Source organism: Rhodohalobacter sulfatireducens, assembly GCF_022012475.1.
In the GTDB taxonomy this organism is placed as follows: domain Bacteria; phylum Bacteroidota; class Rhodothermia; order Balneolales; family Balneolaceae; genus Rhodohalobacter; species Rhodohalobacter sulfatireducens.
In genome coordinates this window covers 112,920-138,226 of sequence record NZ_JAKLWS010000001.1, presented here as the reverse complement: position 1 = coordinate 138,226, position 25,307 = coordinate 112,920, and the positions used below count along the sequence as shown (strand labels likewise).

18 protein-coding genes are annotated in these 25,307 nt (G+C 43.2%); 11 read left to right on the top strand and 7 right to left on the bottom strand.

The genetic code is table 11. The features are described 5' to 3' along the window. Nucleotides 1-20 precede the first annotated feature (20 nt). On the top strand, nucleotides 21-1,238 hold the full coding sequence (locus L6773_RS00595) for an amidohydrolase family protein (protein WP_237851891.1): 1,218 nt from the start codon (nucleotides 21-23) through the stop codon (nucleotides 1,236-1,238). Between the two features lie 99 nt (nucleotides 1,239-1,337). Here the strand turns inward: L6773_RS00595 and L6773_RS00590 are convergent, their stop codons facing one another. After that, nucleotides 1,338-2,432: a Gfo/Idh/MocA family protein gene (locus tag L6773_RS00590; protein ID WP_237851890.1), complete on the bottom strand. Its 1,095-nt coding sequence runs from the start codon at nucleotides 2,430-2,432 to the stop codon at nucleotides 1,338-1,340. Nucleotides 2,433-2,605: 173 nt separating this feature from the next. Further along, the gene (locus tag L6773_RS00585) at nucleotides 2,606-3,130 is read right to left on the bottom strand and encodes a hypothetical protein (RefSeq protein ID WP_237851889.1); all 525 of its coding nucleotides are present in this window, start codon (nucleotides 3,128-3,130) and stop codon (nucleotides 2,606-2,608) included. Nucleotides 3,131-3,817: 687 nt separating this feature from the next. On the opposite strand from L6773_RS00585, the gene L6773_RS00580 reads away from it, so the two are divergent. The 6 genes from L6773_RS00580 (at nucleotide 3,818) to L6773_RS00555 (ending at nucleotide 11,356) form a co-directional block, all read left to right on the top strand. Beyond that, a complete protein-coding gene (locus L6773_RS00580; RefSeq protein WP_237851888.1) occupies nucleotides 3,818-4,039 on the top strand; it encodes a hypothetical protein in 222 nt (73 codons plus the stop codon). Between the two features lie 124 nt (nucleotides 4,040-4,163). Continuing rightward, entirely contained in the window at nucleotides 4,164-4,757 is a 594-nt protein-coding gene (locus tag L6773_RS00575) for a hypothetical protein (protein ID WP_237851887.1), read from the top strand. Between the two features lie 176 nt (nucleotides 4,758-4,933). Next, nucleotides 4,934-7,762, top strand: coding sequence for an excinuclease ABC subunit UvrA (gene uvrA, locus L6773_RS00570; RefSeq protein ID WP_237851886.1), 2,829 nt, complete (start codon nucleotides 4,934-4,936; stop codon nucleotides 7,760-7,762). 74 nt (nucleotides 7,763-7,836) lie between these two features. Beyond that, nucleotides 7,837-8,961, top strand: a complete 1,125-nt coding sequence (locus L6773_RS00565) for an outer membrane beta-barrel protein (protein ID WP_237851885.1) — start codon at nucleotides 7,837-7,839, stop codon at nucleotides 8,959-8,961. Between the two features lie 119 nt (nucleotides 8,962-9,080). Continuing rightward, nucleotides 9,081-10,610, top strand: coding sequence for a hypothetical protein (locus tag L6773_RS00560; protein ID WP_237851884.1), 1,530 nt, complete (start codon nucleotides 9,081-9,083; stop codon nucleotides 10,608-10,610). Beyond that, nucleotides 10,595-11,356 (top strand): ABC transporter ATP-binding protein, encoded by a 762-nt coding sequence (locus L6773_RS00555; RefSeq protein WP_237851883.1) that lies wholly within the window; start codon nucleotides 10,595-10,597, stop codon nucleotides 11,354-11,356. Before L6773_RS00560 ends, L6773_RS00555 begins: the two co-directional genes overlap by 16 nt. On the opposite strand, the gene L6773_RS00550 is transcribed toward L6773_RS00555, so the two are convergent. Continuing rightward, nucleotides 11,343-12,557 carry an MFS transporter gene (locus tag L6773_RS00550; RefSeq protein ID WP_237851882.1) on the bottom strand — a complete coding sequence of 405 codons (1,215 nt, stop codon included), beginning with the start codon at nucleotides 12,555-12,557 and terminating at the stop codon, nucleotides 11,343-11,345. The genes L6773_RS00555 and L6773_RS00550 overlap by 14 nt on opposite strands. Before the next feature lie 219 nt (nucleotides 12,558-12,776). Between L6773_RS00550 and L6773_RS00545 the strand changes: the two genes are divergently transcribed. Then, entirely contained in the window at nucleotides 12,777-13,532 is a 756-nt protein-coding gene (locus L6773_RS00545) for a GNAT family N-acetyltransferase (RefSeq protein ID WP_237851881.1), read from the top strand. Between the two features lie 72 nt (nucleotides 13,533-13,604). After that, the gene (locus L6773_RS00540) at nucleotides 13,605-14,381 is read left to right on the top strand and encodes a lysophospholipid acyltransferase family protein (RefSeq protein WP_237851880.1); all 777 of its coding nucleotides are present in this window, start codon (nucleotides 13,605-13,607) and stop codon (nucleotides 14,379-14,381) included. 162 nt (nucleotides 14,382-14,543) lie between these two features. On the opposite strand, the gene L6773_RS00535 is transcribed toward L6773_RS00540, so the two are convergent. The 4 genes from L6773_RS00535 to L6773_RS00520 all read right to left on the bottom strand — a co-directional run bounded on the left by L6773_RS00535 (nucleotide 14,544) and on the right by L6773_RS00520 (nucleotide 22,922). After that, nucleotides 14,544-17,636, bottom strand: a complete 3,093-nt coding sequence (locus L6773_RS00535; protein ID WP_237851879.1) for an efflux RND transporter permease subunit — start codon at nucleotides 17,634-17,636, stop codon at nucleotides 14,544-14,546. Nucleotides 17,637-17,654: 18 nt separating this feature from the next. Further along, on the bottom strand, nucleotides 17,655-20,939 hold the full coding sequence (locus L6773_RS00530; RefSeq protein WP_237851878.1) for an efflux RND transporter permease subunit: 3,285 nt from the start codon (nucleotides 20,937-20,939) through the stop codon (nucleotides 17,655-17,657). Nucleotides 20,940-20,953: 14 nt separating this feature from the next. Then, nucleotides 20,954-22,213, bottom strand: coding sequence for an efflux RND transporter periplasmic adaptor subunit (locus tag L6773_RS00525; protein WP_237851877.1), 1,260 nt, complete (start codon nucleotides 22,211-22,213; stop codon nucleotides 20,954-20,956). 253 nt (nucleotides 22,214-22,466) lie between these two features. Beyond that, a complete protein-coding gene (locus L6773_RS00520) occupies nucleotides 22,467-22,922 on the bottom strand; it encodes a GAF domain-containing protein (protein ID WP_237851876.1) in 456 nt (151 codons plus the stop codon). Nucleotides 22,923-23,072: 150 nt separating this feature from the next. Between L6773_RS00520 and L6773_RS00515 the strand changes: the two genes are divergently transcribed. Beyond that, nucleotides 23,073-24,587 (top strand): GMC oxidoreductase, encoded by a 1,515-nt coding sequence (locus L6773_RS00515; protein ID WP_237851875.1) that lies wholly within the window; start codon nucleotides 23,073-23,075, stop codon nucleotides 24,585-24,587. Between the two features lie 24 nt (nucleotides 24,588-24,611). Continuing rightward, the gene (locus tag L6773_RS00510) at nucleotides 24,612-25,292 is read left to right on the top strand and encodes a MarC family NAAT transporter (protein WP_237851874.1); all 681 of its coding nucleotides are present in this window, start codon (nucleotides 24,612-24,614) and stop codon (nucleotides 25,290-25,292) included. The last annotated feature ends 15 nt before the right edge of the window (nucleotides 25,293-25,307 follow it).

Genomic DNA, 25,307 nt, shown 5'->3' with positions numbered 1-25,307 from the left:
AATTGTTTGATCAGAATATTATGAAGATTAGAAACGTATTGTTTGGACTTATAACCGTGGCTCTGAGTGCTGCTTCCGGTTTCTTAACAACCACTGATGCACAGATCGCTGTACAGGGTGAGACTGTTTATACGGTCAGCGGTGAAGCCATTCAGAACGGAATTGTATTGATAAATAACGGGGTAATCGAAGAAGTAGGCAGCGAGGATGAAGTAGATATTCCAAGTGATTATGAACGTCATGAAGCTGCTGTCGTTACCCCCGGTTTGATTGATGCGAGAACTGTAGTAGGTTTGGCCGGGTATTATAACCAGGATCACGACCAGGATCAGCTCGAAACCTCGAATGCCGTACAGCCTGAGTTACGTGCAATCGATGCATTTAACGCCCGTGAGTTCCTTGTGAACTACCTGATGGAAGAGGGCATTACAACAATCCATACAGGGCACGCCCCGGGTGCGGTAATCAGCGGGCAAACGATGATTGCTAAAACGTCGGGTGAAACAGTTGAGGAATCACTGGTAGACTCCACAACGACAATAGCTGTAACGTTCGGGCCGAGTATCGACAATAATTATGATTCTCCCGGAACCCGTGCCAAAGCGGTTGCTGTTCTCCGGCAGAATTTGATTGAGGCACGGGAATATGCCGATAAGCGTGCAGCAGGTAAGGACCAATCCAGAAACCTGAAAATGGAGGCACTTGCCGACCTTTTAGATGGAAAGATCAGGGCATTGGTTTCAGCTCACAGAGCCCACGATATCATGACAGCGTTGCGCATTCAACGAGAATTCGATTTCCCAATGATATTAGAAGGAGCATCCGAAGCATATGTCGTGTTGGATGAAATTAAAGAAGCGGATATACCTGTTGTCATTCATCCACTGATGACTCGTCCCTCTGGTGAACGTAAAAATGTCGACATGGAAACCCCCGCAAAAATGAAAGAGGCAGGAATTCCATTTGCATTTCAGAGTGGGTATGAAAGTTATGTACCTAAAACAAGAGTGGCTCGGTTTGAAGCCGCGATTGCTGCCGCCAATGAACTGGGTTTTGAAAGTGCTCTTCATGCCCTCACATTAGGAGCCGCTGAAATCCTTGGAATTGATGATCGGGTAGGTTCCATCGAAGAAGGAAAAGATGCCGATATTGTTTTGTATGACGGCGATCCCTTTGAGTATGTAACTCACATTGAAGGTGTGATTATCAACGGAGAAATTGTTTACGACGGCGAGTGATCTGATTTAAAAGAGACATGGTATTTTTTCTTTTTAACATTAAACTTTGAAATTTTTCAAAGCTTTGAATTAGCACGAAAAATACCATGTCTTCATTTCTTACAACTGCATCCACTGGCCATCCAACCGGGATGAGTCCATGATGGCTTGCACAATTCGAACATCCCTGAGGCCCTCTTCACCGGGTGCGGTAGGATTAGTGCCATTTTTTATTGCAAGCGCATCATTGTCCATCTGGCGGGCTTGCTGATGACCGGGATCAGGTGCTAAAATAGTTCCGTCGCTTGTAGCACCTCTTACTCCGCTGTAGGAAAGAAAAGGTCGCAGCCGATACCAGCCATCCGAACAGTCGATATCGAGATAGTTCATTCCATTGCCAAAACTGCATTTGCCTTCCATAGTCAGTCCATTGGGAAATTCAAGGTCGAAGTCGGTGTATTCATCACAGTCGCTGTAAATATCTTCCCTAACAGACCACTGTTTTGCTCGTACTGCAACCGGCTCCATTCCGGACGAATACCGGGCTGCATTGATTGGATAAACTCCCATGTCATACAGAGCTCCTCCTCCCATCTCTTTTACGGCACGCCAGTTATCCGGCTCGTGATTCGCTCGAAATCCGCCACCGGACCGTATTGCAGTAATTCGTCCGTAAGTCTCTTCCTCACCATATTTAATTATTGTTTGCGTATTTGGTTCATGCTGCATACGATACCCAATGGTAAGCTGAACGCCATTCTTCTCGGTGGCATCGATCATCGCCCGGCACTCCTCAACATTCATGGCCATTGGTTTTTCACACCATACATGCTTTCCTGCATTAGCTCCGATGATGGAATATTCAGCATGCATGTTGTTAGGAAGTACAATGTAGACCACATCAATATCATCGTTATTGGCAATTTCATGCATCGTTTCGTAGTTGTAAACACTTGCATCAGGAATGCCATACTTCTCTTGCCAAACGGGAATTTTTTCGGGTGAACCGGTTACAATTCCACGAAGTTCACAATGTTCAGTTTGTTGCAGGCCGGGTGCCAATATGTTTGTACTGTAATATCCTAATCCAACCAGGGCCACACCCAGTTTTTCATTATTCTGAGGAAGGATAATGGATGGAAACCCAATAGCTGAAACGGCAAGTGCAGATCCGGCCCGAACGAGAAAGTCTTTACGCGAGATAGTATTACTCATGATAGTATGCATTTAGTTTTGGTCTGAGACAATATGCAAAATCGTTGGTAAATTTTTAAAACTTTTTGGGAGATGGAAGACGGAATGGAACAATTGTTTCACTCGTGACCCGGACGCGGCAGAGAGAGGGCGTTTGCACTATCAACGATTAAGATCATAATGAGAAATGATATTTACTGTTCTTCAACAGTTTCTACAGGTACTTTGCTTGGATAATCAACCCTTGTAATCGGAACTTCGTACGGTTCCCAAATACCAAATGACAGGAACGGAGCGATACTTTTCCAGAGTTTCATAATTTCACTATCCTCTTTAAATGTGGCTCGGATAATTGCTAAAAGATCCTCGTTAATTTTCCTTTCCCATTCCTCTCCATAACGTTGGTATCCTTCCTCACCACGCATCAGAAACTCTTCGGGTTTCATATATTCCAATTGCCTGTAAAAACGGTTTGTACTTCCATAATCGCGAAGCTGGTAACGATTGATATCCGATTCCAGTAAGTCCATGCGATAGGGAGTTTCACTTTCATTAGGTGTGCTTTCAAGTGTTTCTTCCTCTTGAAGCTCCTGCCGTTCTGTTTCTGTTGAATCTTCAGTTTGTGCAAAGGTAAGCGTTGCCGAACACAGGGATATCACAAAAATCAGCAAGAGCGATCTTAGAAACCATCCTTCAGAAATCGTCAGCTTTGTATTCATATCAGGATGTCTTCCAATCTGTAGAAAAAAATTAATTCTTGTATTAATGAAATGTTGCTCTTTGCATTTGGGACTACTGGTTAAACTGATTGTAAGCTGTTTTATTTTAAGCCGGTATTTGGGGAATTACAACCATGTATTAATTTAACGGGTTTGAATGAAATCGGAATTGATTGATGGAACAATAATTCGTGAAAATCTTCGATGGATATTATTGAACAGTTCGATAAGGAATCGATGAAGGATTGATAGTTGGACTATCAAATATAGATAAATACAAAAAAAGATTAATTGTAAATGGGCGCCAGTCGTGCAGAATAAAAAAATGAAATGAGTGAATTGTTAGTTTCACTTTTTCATAAAGCTGTGAGAGTATCTGTAGAAGGATGTTCTCTCTTTTTTTTGTGAGATGTTTAAGATCAAATACAGAAGGAACATGCCAGAGTCTGAATAGAATGAAGTACTAGTAGATTATGAAGCGACGGTTAGCTTATGCCGAATCTAGTTTGATCTTCGAATTTTAGAAAAATTTTGATATTGTAATTTAGTCATAATCCTGAATGCTTGTGTCAAAAACTTAAATACTTAGATATTGTTCACAAAAGAGTGAGCCATAGAAACATAAAAAACCCAAATTGCGTTACTAAGTGATGTAAACTATATTGAATCAAGAAAAAAAGAGCAGCCATGTGGAAGAAAATTAAAACTTATCTTCGCTTTTGGAAAAATAAACCTTCTTATCATATCGAAGGATCCGCTTATGGTGGTCTCCGCATGGATATCGACAAGTATTATTCCTTGGAAGAAAACAAAAAAGAGCTTGAAGAACTTAATAAAACCTTTGAGAAATTCTTTGAAAAGGAAATAAATCAAGAAGAAAAAGGCTCCTCTTCTGTTACTAAAATCTGATGCTTTCTGTAAATACTATTCTTATACCTGTCCTAGGTGGATTTTTATTTGTAAAGTATAGCTATTTAACTAGATTCAGATCTATTCGGGATAATGGGTATGTGATTTTATTCAATCTTCGGTTGTGGGGCTCTTTTTTTATGGTGTTTCTTTTCTTTTTTGGAGAGCTGCCATTTTGGATGAAGATGCAAATCCTGCTATACCTGAATGGATTCACTTTCTTCATGATTTTTTAGGTTATCCTGAGTTACTTCCCGCCATTATCTCTTTAATTCTTATTGGATTTGCTGTTACCATTGTAAACTATGTATTAGATAAAGATGAGATGAAAAAACGTGTTATAAAGCAGGACGATGATGCGTTTGAAATAACTATTCTAAATGCATACCTGGATGAAAAATATATTCTCATTACACTTGATAATGGAAAAGTTTATGCAGGAAGGGTCACTGACACGTATTTTCGAGTTAACGATGAAATCCGCTCTATTTTATTAACTCCATTTTTTAGCGGATACCGTAAACCGGACGAATTGACATTGCAGCTTACTACATTCTACGGTCATATCTACAGGCAAATTATTCGGTATCCTGAAGAATTTGATGTTAAAATTTCTGATTTTTCTGTTGCTATTCGTTACGATCATATAATTTCTGTAAGTCCTTTCGATCCAGCAACTTATGCCAGATTCAGAGAACTTGGATCACTCTCGGTTTGAGTTAGACATCCGAACTCTGTGAGGATTTGGTCTGCTTCCTGAAGCCTCGTGATCATGTTCTTCGCCAGCAGAACGTATCATTCCTCCATCATGTTCTTTCAGATCAACAGAGTGGAAAAAAAGCGATTTTCATTCACAATTTTTGTATTTTTAAAGTTTTGAATTGAACCTGACTGATGCCAGAAACCGACTCCTCCGCCCAGCAAAAAATCTCGCAAAACGGTTCACCAACCTCCGACCGCCCCATCGTTGTAAAAGGTGCCCGTGTTCATAATCTCAAGAATATTGATGTTGAGATCCCTCGTAATAAACTCACGGTGGTTACGGGTGTGTCTGGCTCGGGAAAATCGAGTTTAGCGTTCGATACGATCTATGCCGAGGGACAACGTCGATACGTTGAGAGCCTTTCAAGTTATGCCCGTCAATTCCTCGAGCGGATGGACAAGCCGGATGTGGATTTCATGCAGGGAATCTCTCCCGCGATGGCGATTCAGCAGAAAACCACCAGCAGCAACCCGAGATCTACAGTTGGTACGACTACAGAGATTTATGATTACGTTCGTCTGCTGTTCGCAAGGATTGGGAAAACGATCTCTCCAAAGTCCGGAAAGGAGGTGTTTAAAGATACGCCCAAAACCATCATCAATGAGTTATTTGAAGAGTTGGATGAGAAAACGAAATTCTATGTACTCTTTCCCTTTGAACTGCGAGAGGGGCGAAAACCGGAAGAGCAATTAACTGTTTTAAAGGAAAAAGGGTTGACCCGACTCCTCCATATCGAGGATGAATCGATGATTGACCTGACTCGAGATGATTATGATCCGGAAAGCATCGAACCGGAAACATACCGGGTGCTGGTAGATCGCCTGGCTATCAAAAAGGATGATGCAACCCGCAGCCGAATAGCGGAGTCGATCGAGACAGCATTTCGTGAAGGGAACGACCGCTGCTCCATCAAGGTCAGAAATGGAAAAGAGTATAAATTCAGTGAACGATTTGAGCGGGACGGCATGGAATTTTTGGAACCGTCACCGCAGATGTTTTCATTCAACAATCCGTTTGGAGCTTGCGATGAGTGTGAAGGTTTTGGAAAGGTGTCTGGTATTGATGAAGACCTGGTTATTCCCGATCCCGATAAAACGATTCGGGGCGGAGCCGTGGCGCCTTTCGATTCTCAGAAATTTGGAAAGTATTTACGTGACTTCATCAAAGTAGCCGCCCGGGATAAAATCCCAATTGATACTCCATACAAAGATCTGGATAAAGATGCCAAGCGTGTACTGTGGCACGGCAAGGACAATTATGCAGGGATCTATGGATTTTTTGAAGATGTGAAAAGTCAGTTTTATAAAGTGCACATGCGGGTTCTCTATTCCAGGTATCGCGGGTACAGCCGATGTCCGGAATGTGAAGGGTATCGCGTTCGGAAAGATGCACTCTATGTGAAGGTAAATGGTCAGCACATCGGGCAGGTAACAGAGATGACAATAGGCCATGCCCGTGAATTCTTTGAGAACATGGAGCTCACCGATTTTGAAAAAGAAGTTGCAGGACAGATTTTGTATGAGATCCGAAAACGCCTCAAATACCTCGATGAAGTTGGACTGGATTACCTGACGCTGGACCGCCTGACCAACACGCTGAGTGGGGGAGAATCACAGCGAATCAGCCTGGCAAATTCATTGGGAAGTTCGCTCATTGGCAGCTTATATGTATTGGATGAGCCGACCATCGGCCTTCACCCCAGGGATAACAATCGATTGATCAACATTTTGCAGTCGCTGCGGGATATTGGAAATACGGTACTTGTTGTTGAACACGATCCTGAAATGATCCAGTCTGCAGATAATATTATTGATATCGGTCCATTTGCTGGTACTCATGGCGGCGAGGTTGTTTTTAGCGGCTCATATGATGAACTGTTAAAATCAAAAACACTGACCGGAAAATATCTCAGTGGAAAGAAAGAGATCCCGATTCCCAAAAAACGCCGTAAAGGAAACGGCAAATCCCTGGTTGTAGAAAGTGCTTCGGAACACAACCTGAAAAGCATAGATGCAGAATTTCCACTCGGAAAATTGGTTTGTGTCACGGGTGTATCCGGTTCAGGAAAATCGACGTTGGTCCATGATACGTTATATGCAACCATTCAGAATAAACTGGGAACCTGGAAAGATAAAATTGGCCGGAATAAGGGTGTAAGTGGAATTAAAAACATTGAAGCTGTCGAGATGGTGGACCAAAGCCCGATTGGCCGGTCTACGCGCTCGAATGCTGCTACCTACACCAAAGCGTTTGACGGTATCCGCGACCTGTTTGCAAATACCAAACAGTCCAAAATTATGGGATATGAACCCGGTCACTTTTCCTTTAACGTTCCCGGCGGCCGTTGTGAAGCGTGCCAGGGCGAAGGCGTGCAAAAAATTGAGATGCAGTTTATGGCCGATATCGAATTACAATGCGAGGAGTGCGGCGGAACGCGATATCGGAAAGATATTCTGCATGTGAAATATCGCGGTAAAAATATTCACGATGTGCTGGAGATGAACATTAGTGATGCCATTGAGTTTTTTGTGGATGAATCCAGCATCGTAAACAAATTACAGCCAATGGAAGATGTAGGGCTTGGATATTTGAATCTCGGCCAGAGTGCAACAACTCTTTCAGGTGGTGAAGCTCAGCGTGTAAAACTGGCGAAATTCCTCTCGAAAACGAACACAGATGAAACGCTCTACTTCTTTGACGAACCAACCACTGGTCTCCATTTCGAGGATATTTCGAAGCTTCTGAAGTCTTTCAACAACCTGGTTGATAACGGCCACTCGGTGATTATTATCGAGCACAACCTGGATGTAATTAAATCGGCCGACTGGATTATTGATATTGGACCGGAAGGAGGGTTTGGAGGCGGTCAAATCGTTGCGAGCGGAACACCTGAAGATATTGCCGCAAACAAAGACAGCCACACGGGCAAATTTCTAAGTGAGATTTTAAATGATTCCTGAATCTGAAATAGCTGTTGAGTTTCTCAATTATTCTGCGTTCAATACAGAAAGTTATTTACCAGACATGGAACGCTATGCTCAATTTCAAACAATTTTTTTTACTGGGCTTTATTTGGGGAATTTTGGGAATTTGTTCGATCGCAGCACAATCACAGCTCGAACGAATATCTATTACAGAAAGGGGAGATGGTAACGGATATGTTCTTCGATACCATCTGACCGAGATGGTTGATTCATACGATCTCATACAGCCGGAGATCAATCGGGTTCAGATGCAGCTTTTTTCACCCGGACTTAATGCAGCGGAAGCAGAGATGCCGGAGATGAATGAGGAGATCATCGGGCTTGAGCTAATCCAACTGAATGGTGGCATTGGAGTTGAGATAACGAGTGCAGAGAATCTGTTTTTCACAGCTGAAACTTACCCGGATCAAAATATGCGTGATCTGCTTGTGAATCTCGAATACGCATCGCAGGCTGATGTAGAGGCTGTTACACTCGAATCTGAACCCTACGAATGGTCGGTGATCGAAGAAACACCCCCGGAGCCGATAGCAGAAGAACAACCGGAATCCGAAGAAACTGACCCGCCAACTGAATTGGAGGATGAAGAACCTGAACCGGTCGTGCAACGGGAACCTGTTTCGGTTAGAATTGGAATTACGGGGGGAATAGGAATCGCAAACAAATTGGGGGGAGATTATACGGCCGGGTCGAGACAGGATTTTTTGATGGGTATATCGGCCGGAATAACATTTCCTTTTGTTTTACCCTACTCGATAAAAACCGGCATAGAAACCGGAATTTTTTATACTCAGAAAGGCTTTTTGAATCCATCGGCAAATAGGTTTGATGGAGAAACCGTTTTGCTTGATTACGTGGAGGTTCCGGTTTTGGTAAGGCTTCATTACGATGTAACACCGATGATTAAACCAAAAATTGTCGGTGGAATTTATAGTGCATTTCGGGCAAATGCAGAAGTTCTCCAAAACGATGGTGACCGTATTGATCTGAACGAGAATACAAAAGCCGTTGATATAGGCTTAATGGCAGGAGTTGGTTCAGATTTTTTGATTCAAAGCACGAGCATTTCACTCCAGGTTAGATACGGCGTGAGCATATCTCCGATTTTTAAAGGGAACTTTAGTGGAAATGAAAGACTTGGGTATCTTTCGTTGATGGCAGGTTTTCGGTTTTGAGGACTGGAATTGTCATCTCAGTCTCGTAGTTTCATAAATTGGATTAGAGTATTCCTTGAAGGTTTGAAAATGAAGTCATCTGAAGTGTATATGGAATACAAGACAGGTTATACAAATCGATGTTAAAACTTTTTTCCACTCTAAATCTTAAGTTGTGGTGGCGCTCCCTGCAAGGAGTGGAAGTAGCGGCAATATTATTCTATTCTGCTTTTATTATTATTGCAACCGGACAGTTTTTCGGAGTCATCCTCGTTCTTCTTTTCACATCTGATATTGAACATTTTCAAAGCCTCTATCCGTGGCTTACAGAGGAAGTTCACCTGTTTGGTAATCTGCTTTTTGTCAACATCTTTTGGTTTACCCAGGTTTTCTTTACAAAAATCAGCCGTCTTCGAATCAACGAAAACCGTAAACTTCTATCGTTTGGTATGCCGGTTAAAAAGCTGACAAACTACCTGAACCTTGCCGGATTTTTACACCCGCTGAACCTGATTTTCCAGGTTTTTTGGTTGATCTATTTGGGGTTCATGGCACAAACAGCCATTCAATATCTTATTGTATTGCTGTTGATTTTAGTGAACTACGGGTTAATTACGTCGATTAAGTGGCGGTTCCGAATGTTTGCGGCAGACCGATTTAAATACGTCAGCGGAATAACATTGATTCTTGTAATTTTTGCTCTTTTACTTGCTTCAAGTGTTGATCATCAGCCATACTTGAGTTCTCCACAGGTGGCTGCACAAGCTTTAACGGACTGGCTCTACTTTCTGCCGGGATATATATTTTACTATATAGGGTCGTCTCTCACAGGTACCGTTGAACAAGCAATAGTAACCGGATTTTTGTTACTTCTGGCCGTACTTTTAAACAGGGATATCCATCTAAAAACAAAGACATCACTTCTCTCCCCGCCAAAGTCTACCTCTGAGGTTGAAAATAACAGGGGTTTGTCACGCTTTATGAAATTACTGGGAAAAGAAGGCGGGAAATATTTCTACTCCGTATGGAATCATCGATATAGTAAAATTCAACTTTTAATCACCTACATTTTTGTAGTTCCCTATGTCGTATTGTTAGGAAATACTACTTATATCATCGGGGTATTGCTTACACTTATTCCTATCATCTATTTGATGGTGATGCTTACCAACATGTTTGGATTTGAAAACCGGGAACTGCTGCTGTCGCTTCAAATGCCGGTCAAGAAAAAAACAATTGTAACCCAACGGATTATGGCTGCAATACTGGTGAGCCTTGCCGGATCAAGTATTGTATTTATCCTGGTTCCGATATTTATCGAATCCGTCCCCACAATGATACAGGTACACCTTGGTATTCTTACCATTTGTCTCGTGTTTCTGCACTATATCATGACGAGTTGCATCGAGAATTATAAAAAGATAGAAGAGGTGAGTGTCATGTCGGTTTCGAATCCTGTATTACCCATTTCAATGTCGTTCACTGCAATGTTCATCGTGATGATATTAGGCCTTTTTACATTTTTTGTCTTTGAAGAATATGTTTGGTTCCATATCGTAGCCTTGTTTGCCATCGACCTGATACTTGGAATTACACTCATTCGAAAAATAAACTCTATGCCTGAACCTTTTCAAACTAAAGTGATACCGAAACTATGGAACGAGCTTTAGTCATACAGAATCTTACAAAAGCGTACGATAAAGAACCCGTTCTGAAGGAACTGAACCTTGAAGTGCCAACCGGGAATATATTTGGATTAATAGGGCCGAATGGTGCCGGTAAAAGTACATTGATCGGTATTTTGACAGGATTACTCTCTTATGATCAGGGTTTTGTGGAGATTGACGGTATGCCTTACTCGGCTGAAAACGAAGTTGAAATTAAAAAAAGAGTAGCCTCTGTTCTGCAGCCTCCGCTACTATTTGAAAATTTTACCTCTTACGAGTTCATCTCTTATGTTTGCGACATGTATAAAGTGTCCAATCACGATCTGGATGAAAGAATCAGCTCCCTGATGGAATATTTTGAAATCGAAGAGTTTGCCCAGGTGAAGACGAAGCAGCTTTCATCGGGCAGCCGGAAAAAACTGGCTTTTTGTGCTGCTATTCTTACAGATCCCAAGTTGCTTTTTTTGGATGAACCGTTCGAGAGTGTGGATGTAATATCGATCGGTCGGATGAAAAATGTGATTCGAAGGCTCAAAGGGAAGGGAACCACTATTTTTATTACAAGCCACATTCTTGAGGTGGTGGAAAATCTGTGCGATGATATCGCTATCCTTCACAAGGGAAAAATTCTGGCCTACCTCGATTCGGAGAGCCGTCGCGAACTCGAAAAAGATTCAAACCTGAGTGAAATTTTCGAGCAGTACATAGAAAGCGGAGTTGATAATGAAGATCGACTCAGCTGGCTATAGTTGATTGAGCATCTGCGGAAGGAATCTCCCCGCGCAAAAAAGTAAAACTCGTGATAATGAAGAGGATACCCGTGAGAGCCGCAAAATAGAATGTGCCTTCCAGGCTTACATAAAGATAAACCAACCCCAGAACGTAAGGGCCAATAGCCTGTCCCAGTCTCATCACCATCCAGTTTGCGGAGAGAAAAGCAGCCCGAAACTCCTTGGGAGCGTAACCGGTCAAAAGGTTCATGATACTTGGAATATTCATCCCCTGTGCAACGCCAAACAGTGAAATCGGTATTGCAAAAAACCAGAGATTGTCAACAAATGGTATCATGGCAAATATCAGAGTATAAAGTACAGCGGCAGCTTTAATCAGTGTTTGTTCATTGAAACGAGCCGTAAGCCTGCCAAGCTGCGCAGATGTGATTGCTGTTACCAGAGATGAACCAGAAAGAATGGCACCGATTGCAAACGAGCTTTTTGCGAATTTTTCATCAAGCAGAATGGTAAAATAGGTGATATATCCGCCATACAGAATGATAAAGGTGAAAAACATACAGAGAAACAGTGCCATTACTGTTTTTGAAAAAAGAGCCGATTTCACCTCTTTCAGGTAAAATTTAATTTCGAGTCCGTTCTTTTCTGTTTCCTGCCGAAGGAAGAATAGTGCAAACAAACCGACCGGCAGAGCAAGCAAGCTGAGATAGAATGGGTATGACCACCCGATAATGGCAAGCGCCCCACCAATGGCTGGATAGAGAGCCGTTCCGATACTGAGTACAGAGCCGTTGTACCCCATCACCGTAGCGCGATCATTACCCAGGTACAGATCACCAATGAGGGTTAAATTCAGAACTCCGAGAGCGGCACTCCCGATACCCTGGAATACCCTGAACATCAACAGTTGTTCAAAACTGTCTGCCAGAGCACAGGCGGTACCGGCAATACCAAACAAGAACAGGGATGGAACGAGAATAACTTTGCGGTTAAAACGGTCTGCAAGGATTCCAAAAATGGGCGTAAAAATAATACCCGGAAGCGTAAAAAAGGTGATTAATAATCCAATCTGGTTAGTTGATACATTCAGTGAGCGCCCGATTGAAGGGAATGCCGGCGCTATACTCGAAACGCCCATCACAGAGGTTAGAGTTACACCAAAAATGATATAAAGATTGAGATCTTTAAGAAGCGAGTTTTTTGAGATGTTGAGCTTCAAAAATATAGTTTGAACTAAATTTTTGTGATTTGGAGTTGTAAACGCAAAACAATATAAAGCCCTTTTTCATAAATTTTATAAATTGATTTCTTTAGAATTTTTATCCCTGTTGGGTTAAAAAAATCGTATTTTGACAGTCATTTACCGACTTCATAATGATCGGTAAAATGGTTAAAATACTTTAGGTGCGTTATCAAATTAAAATAATGGATTTAAATTTTGTTAGTTAAAGATCACGTAATCTCAGATGTTGCCAGCCGTCGATATACAATTAAATTTGCCAAAACGGAAGAGGAGGTAGAAGCTGCGCAACGGCTTCGTTACAACATTTTTAAAGGTGAGCTGGATCGAAACTTCATATTTGAGAATGGAATTGACCGGGATAAATACGATGACCAGGCACATCATCTGATCGTCGTACATAATGAATCAGGTAGTATTATCGGTACCTATCGGTTACAAAGTTATGAACAGGCGCAATCAGGAAAGGGATTTACGACGGATGTGCGCTTCCGTTTAAATAATTTGCCCGAAGATGTGCTCAAAAATGCCGTTGAAGTTGGTCGAGCATGCATTAGTGAAGAGCACCGGAGCGGACGTGTTTTATTCCTGCTCTGGAAAGGGCTTGCCGGTTATCTTGAGCACTTTAAAAAAAGATACCTGTTTGGATATGCCGCCCTCGAATCAAAGAAGCCACATGTTGCCCTTCAAACACTGGAGCACCTGGAAAAGGAAAATATTCTTCATCCCGAGTATCATATAGAACCGCGTGAAGGCTATGAGCTTGAATGGAATGATGATATGCCAAGAACAGATGAGATCGACATTCCGCCGCTTTTTCAAAACTATATTGATGTGGGATGCACGGTTTGTGGAGGGCCTTCATATGATCGGGACCTGAATCTGTTACACTTCGTTATTTTACTTGACGTAGAAGCGATATCCGATGAAACCCGGAAATTGTTTTTTGGATAAAGCTGTTTTTCCCTTTCTTAAAGAACTAGATTAGCCATATCTATTTTTAGAAAGTCGATTAATGAATCTGCAATGAGAAATCTTCGCGCAAGTGTAAAAGTATCTCTTCTGATTTTCTTTACACTGCTATCATATACCGGGTATTTTGCCATCTATCTGCCGCTACGTTTGTTTGGCTTATCTTATGAAGCGTGGAGAAACCTTTACATGCGTTTTTGGTCGAAGACGGTTGCAAGGATTCTAAGTATTAGGTTTCACGTAAAAGGCACACCTCCTGAAGCTCCATTCATTCTCGTCTCTAATCACCTTAGTTATATTGATATTGTGCCAATGTTCATCAACATGAACTGCACGTTTGTAGCAAAAAAAGCCGTGGAATCCTGGCCCCTGTTAGGCCCAATGGTGAAATATACGGGGGTAATTTTTGTAGATCGTTCTATCAAAAGAGATGTAACCCGTGTGAATGAATTGCTGTCAAAAAGTTTGAATAAATACCAGGGTATTGTGCTTTTCCCCGAGGGCACAACAACGGGTGGAGATCGCGTACTCCCTTTTCGGTCTTCTCTTTTAAATTATCCGGCTTCGGCCTCAATCCCGGTTCACTTTTCTGTCATTCAATACAAGACTTCAGAAGGTGATCCATCTGCAGATGAAACAGTTTGTTTCTACGGCGCCCGCGATCCGTTTCATAAGCACGTCTTTAAGCTTGCTGGAAATAAAGAGATCAATTGCCATGTGGTATACAGCAGGGAAACTGTCCGTTCATCAGACCGAAAGGATTTAGCACAAAAATTACAGGAGAAGGTGGAAAGTGCTGCAAGCTCACTACGGAAGGAGATAGAGTTATAGGATTCTATTAAATCCATCGAGCATGCAGGAGATTCATTCCATGGCTCTGGCTTTTGAGTGAAAATGAAAAGTACCTTCCACAATTTAAGTTTAGAATATAACCCAGTGCTTACAGGTGTTTTATACCGAAAGCGGCCCTTCGGTACGAGTAAGTTAGTTTAATCAGCTTTGAGAATCTTTCAGCTTAAACGCCTCTTTTACACTCTTTCTGCGCTTCTTGGAGATCGATACAACTACCGCAGGTACTACAAAAAGAGTCAGGACGGTTGCAAATGCGAGTCCCCCGATGACTGACCTGGCAAGCGGACTCCACGTTTCGGAACCGGCACCGAATTCAAGTGCAAGTGGAATCATGGAGAAGATCGTAGTGAGGGCTGTCAACAGAATAGGTCGCATTCGTCGCTGGCAGGCCTCGAGGAACAGTTCCAGATAATCCGTCTCATCATCTTTACCACGTGTATTCTGGTGGATGAAGTCGACCAGTACAATTCCATTGTTAACCACAATCCCAATCAGCAGTACAATTCCGATATATGCGGGTACACTCAGAGATGTGGATGTCATAAACAGGAATACGAGAGATCCAAAAAAGGCCAATGGAACTGAGAACATCACAATAAAAGGATCACGTAAATTCTCAAAAATGGAGGCCATTACCATATATGTTAAAAGCAGAGCCAGAATTGCAGCAATAAGAATTTCTCTGCTGCTTTCCTGCTGATCAAAAAGAGATCCTGTAAATGCATATCGATAACCATCGGGCATAGCGATTTCATTATCCAGGACATTGATAATTTTTTGCCGATACTCCTCCATATCACCCCGAACCATCACACTGACGTCCAGGAGTGTTTCCCGATCACGCCGGCTTATTCGGCTGAGTCCCTCTTCAACGGAGAAATCACCAAGAGCCAAAACAGGTATTCGCTGATCTTCAAATTGAGCCAGCTCAAGTGAAAAGAGATCTTCCCTGCTTTGAAATTGGTCGCGCTGGAGTTGTACCATAATCGGAATTTCACGTCCCTGGTCGCGATAATATCCGGCTCGGTTTCCGCGGGTTTGGATGCCAAGTTGTGTAGCAACATTTGTGGGAGAAAAACCGGCACGATTGATTCTCTCTTTATTAATATCATAAACCAGCTTAGGCTCCGGTCTTGATCGTGGATTACTTACAGACATTACATTCGGATCGTCGATTAATGCCTGTTCAAGGCGAAGTGTGAGCTGTTGCAGCACATCCATATCAGGTCCAATCAAGCTAACCCGGATCCCACTATTTCCCCAACCTCGTCCCGGAGCTCCGCCACCCAGATTATCAAGCTCAACTTTTATGTCAGGTTCTTCAAGCTCGCCTTGTAATCTCGTAGCAATTTCGGTTGTCGTTTGATCACGCTGAAATTTATCAACCAGTGTAATGCTCAAACTGCCAATATTGGGTTCTGTACTCCACCCTTCACGGCCAATATTGTTGATAACTGTTCGAACATTCGGATCATCAAGAAGATGATCGGAAAAATCTCTGAGGACGGTGGCTGTCCGCGCAAGTTTGGTTCCGGCGGGAAGTTCTACATCCAGTTCAAAAGTTCCCTGGTCACTTGCAGGGAAAAACTCTTTTTGGATGTCAGTAAACAGGTAATACGACCCACCGATAATCAATAACACGGTAATCCCAATCACATATTTTCTCTTTAAAATCCACTCGAGTATGGAGATGTAGCGGTTTTCGAGAGTTTTCATCCAGTTCAGGGTAAAACTATGCTTAACAAACTCTTCCCGTTTTAAAATAAGGGAAGCCAGAACCGGTATTAAAATGATAGACGCCAGGAATGAAAATGCAATGGAGATAGAGATGGTTAATGCAAGGTCTTTAGCTACAGTGCCTGCAAAACCGGAGACGCCCAGGATCGGTACGAATACAGCAATGGTTGTCAATGTAGAACCCAACAGTGCGCCTCCCACTTCCTTGGTTCCGCTCAGTGCTGCATCAAACCGGTCTTTACCTGCTTCAAGGTGAGCGGCAATACTCTCTGAAACAACTATAGAGTTATCAACCAAAAGACCGATCGCGAGAGCAAGCCCCGTAATGGAGATGATGTTCAGAGTAATATCCAGAGCATACATTGCAGCAAACGTACCCGTCAATGAAACGGGGATGCTCATGGCAACCACAAAGGCAATTCTCCACCCTCCCATGAAAATCAATAATATCACGACCACCACCACCAATGCAATCAGAGCCGATTGGGCAAGGTTTGATACAGAGTCTTCAATAAACTGACCCTCGTTATTCAACACCTGCATGGTGACACTGGAAGGCAGATCGGGCATAAATTCACCAGTAGTCTCCACAACCGCCTGTGTAACATCCAGTGTGTTGGCGTCAGATTGTTTCTGAACCTCAACAGTTACACTATTACGACCGTTGATCTCTACAATATTTTCAATCTTTTCATATCCGTCTTCTACACTTGCTACATCACGAACACGGACGGGAATACCATTCTCAATTGTTACAATGGTTTGGGCAATCTGTTGGATGTTCGTGTACATCGATTCGGCCCGTATGCTGTAGCTGGTTCGATCGGCTACAAGGTTTCCAATAGGGGTTTGTGTATTATTTTGTGAGATAGCCTGAAATACATCCTGGGGTAAGAGGTTGTGCCGTGCGAGAGATTCCTGGTTCAGATCTACATAAACGTTTCGTGTAAGACCCCCTCTGGTATCTGCCGAGGCTACTCCGGGGATCCGTTCAAAGCGCGGTTCAATGAATTCAACTGCAAGGGTTCGGAGTTCATCCAGCCCCAATACATCGGATTCCACGCTTAGGCGTATTACCGGTGAACGGTCGGGATCAAACTGAAAAATGATTGGCTCGCTGGCTTCATTCGGCAATTCTGAACGAATTCGTTCAACAGCTTCGCGAACTTTTTGTTCGGTAACCATAATATCTGTACCCGACTGGAGTCGGAGAATCATGAAGGTACTTCCCTGGCTCACATTAGATTCTAACGTCTCCACTCCTTCAACACCGGATATCGCTGCTTCCACCGGTTTTACGACGAGCTGAAGCATATCCTCCGGGGCCACATTTGCATAGTTTACAGACACGCCCATCACCGGAATATTGAAAGTGGGATAAAGTGTAACCTTCAGGTTTGAAAGAGAAAATACACCGAACCCGATAAGCAACAAAGACATCATGATGGCGGTTACGGGCCGCTTCAGAATTGTTTCTGTAATGGTAATATTTTTCATTTTTCTAAACCTTAAATCTTAATCTTTAAACGACTCATGGAGTGGATCTTCTTTGTGTATTGAATCGAAGCCCGCTTTCTCTACCAAACTATTGATGATGTAATACATGCAGGGTACAGCAAATAGCATCAATACCGTAGACATGGCAAGACCGCCAATAACGGATCGTGCCATCGGGCTCCAGGTTTCGGCACCTGAACCAAGTTGCAGTGCAAGCGGAACCATCGCCAGAATCGTAGTAAAGGCTGTCATCAAGATAGGCCTCAACCTTCGACTGGCACCGTTTACGATGGCCTGATAACGAGACTGTCCGCGTGATTGTAATATTTTGATATAGTCGATCATTACAATTCCATTGTTCACCACAATTCCTGTCAGTAGTACAAGACCCACCATGGCGGTAACGCTGACCGGGGTGGACGTAATCCATAATATGAGCAGAACACCGGTTACAGCCAGTGGAATGGTAACAAGAATAATGAACGGTTCAACCAAGCTTTCGAACATAGAGGCCATCACCATGTATGTAAGAATACCGGCGATAATAAACGCATAAAGCAAAAACTGAAATGACTCCCGTTGTTCCTGGGCTGAACCGCCAAGCTCATAGCGATAACCCGTAGGCCACTCCATTGACTCCAGTTGCTGCCTGGCAAGTTCTGTGGCTGTTTGCAGGTCTAGATTTCCTAAATTAGCCTGAACCTCAACCATCCGTTCCTGGTTAATTCTCAGTATGTTAGATGGACCTGTATATCTCTGAATATTCGCGAGATTTTTCAAAGGCATCCATCCGCCGTTGGGGGTTTGGATTTGGAGTTCCTGCAAATCGGTGGATTTCGATTTATCGATTGCGGCCGTTTCCACCAGTACTTCAAATTCAAGTCCCTGGTCAACAAATGTGGTAGCAATGTCTCCCTGAACGGCGTTGCTGAGAGCACTTGCTACCTGCGAAGTAGTCATACCCACACGTGAGATTCGCTCCCGGTCCATCTCCACTCGTAACTCGGGCCGGCCCTGATCGGCAGAACTGAATACACTTACAATTCCTTCAATATTGGTCAGCTCATTCATAACGCCTTCAGCCAGTTCTTTCTTCACAGTCTGTTCGTACCCAAAAACCTGAACAATAAGTCCGGTTTCTCCATCGGGGCTGAGTGGATCTTCACGCAGTTCGCGGATATTAGCTCCCGGCACAATTCGTAGTTCATCCAGCACATCATCTGTAATCTCCATCTGAGTACGATCGCGTTCAGAAATCGGCACCAGCTCTACACGTATTCGTCCCTGGTTACCGCCCGGATTATCGGCGCCTTCGATTCCGGTCTTATCACCATAATCTGAAACTATCAATCGTGCTTCCGGGACCTCATCTTCAATAATAATTTCAGCCTGCTTGATGGTACGCTCAAGTTCAAGAAGGCTAACGCCCGGTTCTCGCTGAACCTCAAGGATGATAAAGTTCTCATCTACCTGGGGAAAAAATTCTCCTCCAAGCATGTAGTAAATCGGCAATGACAGAAATAGCAGGCCAAAGGCTCCGGCAACCACCCATCCGCTTCTTGATAGCGCTATTTCTAAGTGGTTTTTATAAGTATTTTCGAGTCGATCAAGTGCTCTGCTTAAAGTTGGGGCAACTCGCTGGCTAAAGAAGTTTTTTGATGTTTTTGCAATCCATCCCCAAATCTTTAAAAAAGGCCACGCTATGGCGTAAAGCAGGAAGAGAGGAATAGATGCAATTCGGGTAAACAGATTTTTTCTTCTCCAAACCAGAATCTTTTTCAGCAGATTGCTTGAAGGGTCTTTCTTGTCAGCGTTGATAATAGTAGTATCGAAAATTCTTGAGCTGAGTACCGGAATCAGCGTAATTGCCACTAATACAGATACGATCAGGGCAAAGGATATCGTGAGCGCCATATCACGGAAAAGAAGACCCGCAATTCCGGGAACAAACAAGATCGGCAAAAACACTACAAGTGTGGTAAGTGTTGATACTATTACGGGTGAAGCAACTTCCTGTGCTCCCGAAACAGCTGATTTTTTACCGTCAGTCCCTTCCTCCCGGAAACGGAAGATATTTTCCAAAACAACCACGGCATTATCCACTACGAGGCCCACAGCCAAAGTTAAACCCGAGAGTGAAATGATATTGAGGCTCACATCAGAGAGATCCATGATGCTGAATGTGGCGATGATTGATATTGGGATTGAGATCGCTACGATAAGTGCAGAGCGACCGTTACGCAGGAAAATCAGAAGTATAATTATGACCAAGGCGATGGCCTGTAAACCTGTATAAAGCAGGTTTTGGATGGACATATTGATAAAGTCAGCCCTGTTAGTAAGCACTTCAAGATTTACATCGGAAGGGATTACGCTTCGAATCTCACCAAGTGATTCTAAAACACCACTTGCTGCTGTAACAATATTACTGTCGCTCTGTTTGTAGATATTAAGAATTATGCCTTCGTTTCCCTGGACACGAACATTTCCAATCGGTTGTGCAATGCCATCTTCCACATTGGAAACATCGTCGAGGTACACCGGGTTACCACCATCCGTAACAGCGACAATGCTATTTTTAATTTGATCTATATTCCTGAAATCCCCGATGGTTCGAAGTGAGAAGACCGTTTCACCTTCCACTAACTCGCCGGCCGGCACCTGCACATTTTCTTGCTGAAGGCGGCTGGAGATGGTGGCAATGTCAATATTGTAACGCCTCATCTGGTCATTACTCAGCCGCACGTTGATCTGCCTGTCGTATCCGCCGGCTGTCTCAGCGGAAGCGATCCCGTTAATACGCTCAATTCGCTGCTCGATCTGGCGCGTGGCAAGCGTGCGAAGTTCGCGCGGACTTCGCGTATTGGAAGTCAGGGCCAATACAATGACCGGTTCATCATTTGGATCATAAGAAAACACAATGGGCTGATCGACTTCATCGGGCAAAGTACGCCGAATCATATCGAGCCGTTTTCGGACTTCAGTTTCGGCAATAAAAAGATCCGTACCCCAATTGAAATTCAGTTTTACAACTGATGATCCCTGGCTTGAAAGAGATCGTACACGCCTCACACCCGAAATACTTCCAACCTGTTCTTCGATGGGGCGGGTGATGAGGGCTTCAATATCTTCGGGGGCAACACCTTCATAAGTTGTATAAACGGTAATTGTCGGGAAGGAAACGTCCGGGTAGAGGTTCAGCCGCAAATTGTTCAACCCATACAGGCCAAACCCGACCAGGATAATACTGATCATCAAAAAAGTTACCGGCCTGTCTACTGCTAATTTTGGAAGATTATTCATATCAAACCAATGCTTTAATTCTGTTCGGCTTGTTGTGTATCAGACTGCTCAGAATCCGCACCGCCACCGGGTCGCCTGGATTCACTGCCCACTGTATTTGTTGTATCAGACTCCGCAGTGAGCGAGGGTGTGCTGCCCGCAATTTGAATCGGAGACCCATCCTCAAGACTTTGCTGTCCTGTAACCACGAGTTGGTCGCCGGGCTCAAGTCCATTGATAACCTCGATACGATCTCCCTGTTCAATACCCAATTCTAGATCTCGCCGAACGGCGGAAGTGTCTCCCTGGGTTACGAATGCAGAATAGGATCGCTGCAATTCGATGGTTCCGGTTTCTGGCTCAATGTAAGTCTCTACTTTTTCAACCAGAGCCGATCGCGGAATAACAACTACATTTTCTTTAGTTTGAAGATTGATACGAGCCTGAACCAAAGCACCTTGATACACAGATGAAGAGGTATTCGTGAGAGAGATAACCACTTCGCCAAGCCCTGTTGTGGGATCCAGCCGTGGACTTTTCATCGATACAACTCCCTCGGCGATTCCGTCTCCCGCGGTGGAAAGTGCCATCGATACCGGCTGACCGATCTCAATACGTTCCCAATCTTGTATGGGCAGAAACACTCGCGTTTCGAACCCGGTAAGGTTTGCGATTTCAAAGAGCGTGGTTCCGGTGGTTGCAAGATCGCCTTCAGAAACTGACCGGCTCAACACAACGCCATAAACCGGTGAAACGATATCTGTATTTTCCAGATCTTCCCGGCTCTGAGCCAGTGTGGCTTCAGCAGATTCAAACTGTGCCAGGCTGTTCAGGTAAGTACTTCGTGCCGTTTCATATTCAGCTCGGCTGATTACATCCCTTTCAAACAGTTGCTCCTGCCGACCCAGTTCTGTACTGTCGCGATCCAGGGTTGCACGTGCCTGGCGGACTTGAGCTTCTGCCTGTTGAACAGCTTCACGGAATGGAGCTTCATAAATTTCGGCCAACAATTGTCCCCGGCTAACATTATCGCCCAGGTCTGCATGAATTTCAATAATTCGATTAGATACCTGTGGAACAATTTCAATGAGGTCTTCTGTTTGGATATTCCCAAAAGCACTTACCTGCTCAGAGATGGTACTGTTTTGAACAGGCATAGCTTCTACACTAATAGCTTCTTGTCCCCCAAAATTCCCAAATCCCTGGAATTGAGTTTGTTCTGTCTCCCCTCCGCCACACGAGATAAGTGCGGTTAGTAAGATGATAGTTGTAATACTTTTATAGAGTGTTTTCAACGGTCTAATGTAGTTTGATTGATTTCCATGTTAGCTTGCAGCGATGAATAGTACGCACATTACATGCAACTATTAACCTTTACACGATTTATTAACAGTATCTTTGCCATTTTTAAAAACTTATTACAAATGGCAGATGGTTAGTTCCTTAGACGAACAAGAAATTTAAACGTTTGGTTCTTTTAAAATTTTTTGCAATTCGTTAGAAGAATAAGTAGCAAAACTGAAGAAAAGCTGATCATGAGAGAAAAATCTAAAAGATCACTGAAATTTTTTTGCAGATTCCTTCACACAACTCTCTTAACTCAGGAGTGATAGCATCCTTCGTGTGAGAATCAATGTCGAGTTCGCCGACAAACTTATCACCCTTCATAATCGGAACCACAATTTCAGACTGAACATGAATACTGCAAGCCAGGTAATTATCAGCTTGGTTAACATCCTGAACCACAAACGTATCGAGCGTTTCGGCCGCTTGCCCGCAGATACCTCTGCCATATGGAATCTTGGTGTGATCCGTCTCTTCGCCCACATAGGGTCCAAGAACCAGCATCCGTTCCTCCTCCTCAGAGGCCAGGTAAAACCCGGTCCAGTCGAACAGGTCAATTTCTTGGTCTAACAGTTCACAAATTGCCTTTAGTTTTTCATCACGTTCACTGTTGTTTTGAACAATTTTTTCGACATGTTGAAGTATGGATTCTTTATTCATGCATTCGATAAAGTTTTGAAGTTAGGAGGAAAAAATAAAGATTCTATCGTTCGAATAGTGTTATAATTTGTATTAGTTGATCCAATCTCAATATAAACAATGGGATTTGAAGTGATATTCCCATATGGGCTTATTTTTAGTTGACAGCATATGATTTCTGATATTCTTGATTTTAGGGAGGGAGAAAAACCGAAGGGAGAAGTGATAGTTATCGGCTCCGGGATTGCAGGAGCTGAAATTTCAACATTCCTGGCGCGGCATGGAAAAAAAGTGATCTTGTTGGAAAGTGGCAGAGAACAGTTCAACCCAAAAATACAGGCACTGAATGAGGTTCATTTTTTAGGTAAGCCACATCGTGAGATGAATCCTAACTCCTATTATCACCAATACCTGAAGCCTCATTTAAGAGGAGTGAGCCGGGTGCGGCAGTTTGGCGGAACAAGTAATGTTTGGACAGGCAAATGGAAATTTTTTCAGCCTTCTGATTTTGACGGGCGAGAGTGGATTCCTGACAGCGGCTGGCCCATTGAATTTGAAGATCTCCTTGAACATTATCGGTCGGCCACAAAGGATTATCATTTTGGGGATCTAGAGGAAGAACCATTCAGGACGGAAATTGTTGATTTACGATCGAGACTCAACAAGGCCGGATTAAAGTTGAGTAGTTTTTATTGGGAAGACAAGCCAACCCGAACAGTCCAACGATTCGGGGATGAAATGCAGAAATCGGATAACCTGCATGTGATATTAGGTGCAACGGCTGTCGAATTATTATTGGGCAATTCACTGAACAGCGTGAAAAAGGTAAAGTGTAAATCGGTTGAAGGAAAGCAATTAACGGTTCAAGGCAAGCATTTTATATTAGCAACGGGAGCATTCGAGGCCGCCCGCCTATTATTGCTGTCTGATAATCAGCTACCCAACGGAATTGGAAATGAGCACGATCTGGTAGGTCGGTATTATACGGATCATCCCAAACATCATACGGGGACTCTTAAGCCCGGACCTCTCATTCAGAAGTTCGCAAAAGAATTTCAATACAAACCAAAACCCCGGTTTGGAATCTGTTTTGCCCTCGATGATAAAACGCAGAGTGAATACCAGCTACTTGAGCACGTGCTGTATTTAAAGCCGGTCTATGAAAATTGGAAAGAGAGATTGAAGAGAAGGTTAAAGCTGAATCCATTTACGATCAAGGATCAGAATGGTGTAGTTTCAAAGTATCGTGTAAAGTTTGTTACAGAACAGGTTCCGCAAAAAGAGAGTCGCGTAACACTTGGAAATGAATTGGATAGTTTAGGCCAGCGGAAATTAGAGGTTAACTGGTGTTTTACAGACCAGGATCGGAACTCCATTTCTAAAACAGTTGAACTTTTGGAAACACGTTTAAATGAAGCCGGAATGGGGGAATTTGAATTTGGTGATAAACCACCTTCCCTGGAAAACATGACCGATGCTGCCCACCAAATGGGTACAACCCGAATGGCGGATAACCCACTTAATGGAGTTGTAGATAAAAACTGTAAAGTATTTGGAACAGATAATTTGTTTATAGCAAGTTCTTCTGTTTTTCCTACAGGCCCATCCTACTCTCCAACTTTTACCATCCTGGGACTTTCCAGGAGACTTGGTGAGCATTTATTAAAATTCACTGTTCAAAATTGATATAATCATCTCTATCTTTAGAGTATGTTAGAAGGAATCGCAGAGAATATACCAGAACATACATCTACTTTGTTGGGCATTGGAGGTTTACTTTTCGCAAGTTTTACATCACTCTTTTCCGTAGTAAATCCGGTAGCAGCTATGCCGGTATTTTTATCACTAACAGATCGGTTTAGTGATGAAGAACGGGTTCAAACGGCAAAAAAGGCGAGCTTCTATATGTTAGGGGTTCTTATCACTTTTCTTCTGATAGGGACATTTATCCTCAGCTTTTTTGGGATATCATTGGCTGGAATCCGGATTGCAGGAGGTCTCATTATTATGAGAGCGGCTTATGCTATGCTGAATCCCGAGACAAGCGGAAGAAAATTGACAAAGGAGGATGAAGTAGCAGCAATGCAAAAAGAGGATGTATCTTTCAGTCCGCTTGCCTTGCCTCTGCTTTCGGGCCCCGGTAGTATTGCGGTTGTCATAGGGTTTGCAACACAAGCCGACGGTGTTACCGATTACCTGATCAACGGGGGCTCTATCGTGTTGGTTGTGTTGATTACTTATGGCATTCTGCGATTAGCACCCATCTCGGCAAAATATATCGGGCCTACCGGCCTGAATATTATGACACGCCTGATGGGCTTCATTGCTTTGGCAATAGCCGTTCAATTTATTTTGAGCGGAATTTCACGTTATTATGGAATAGCAATATAAATTGAGAGTATAATT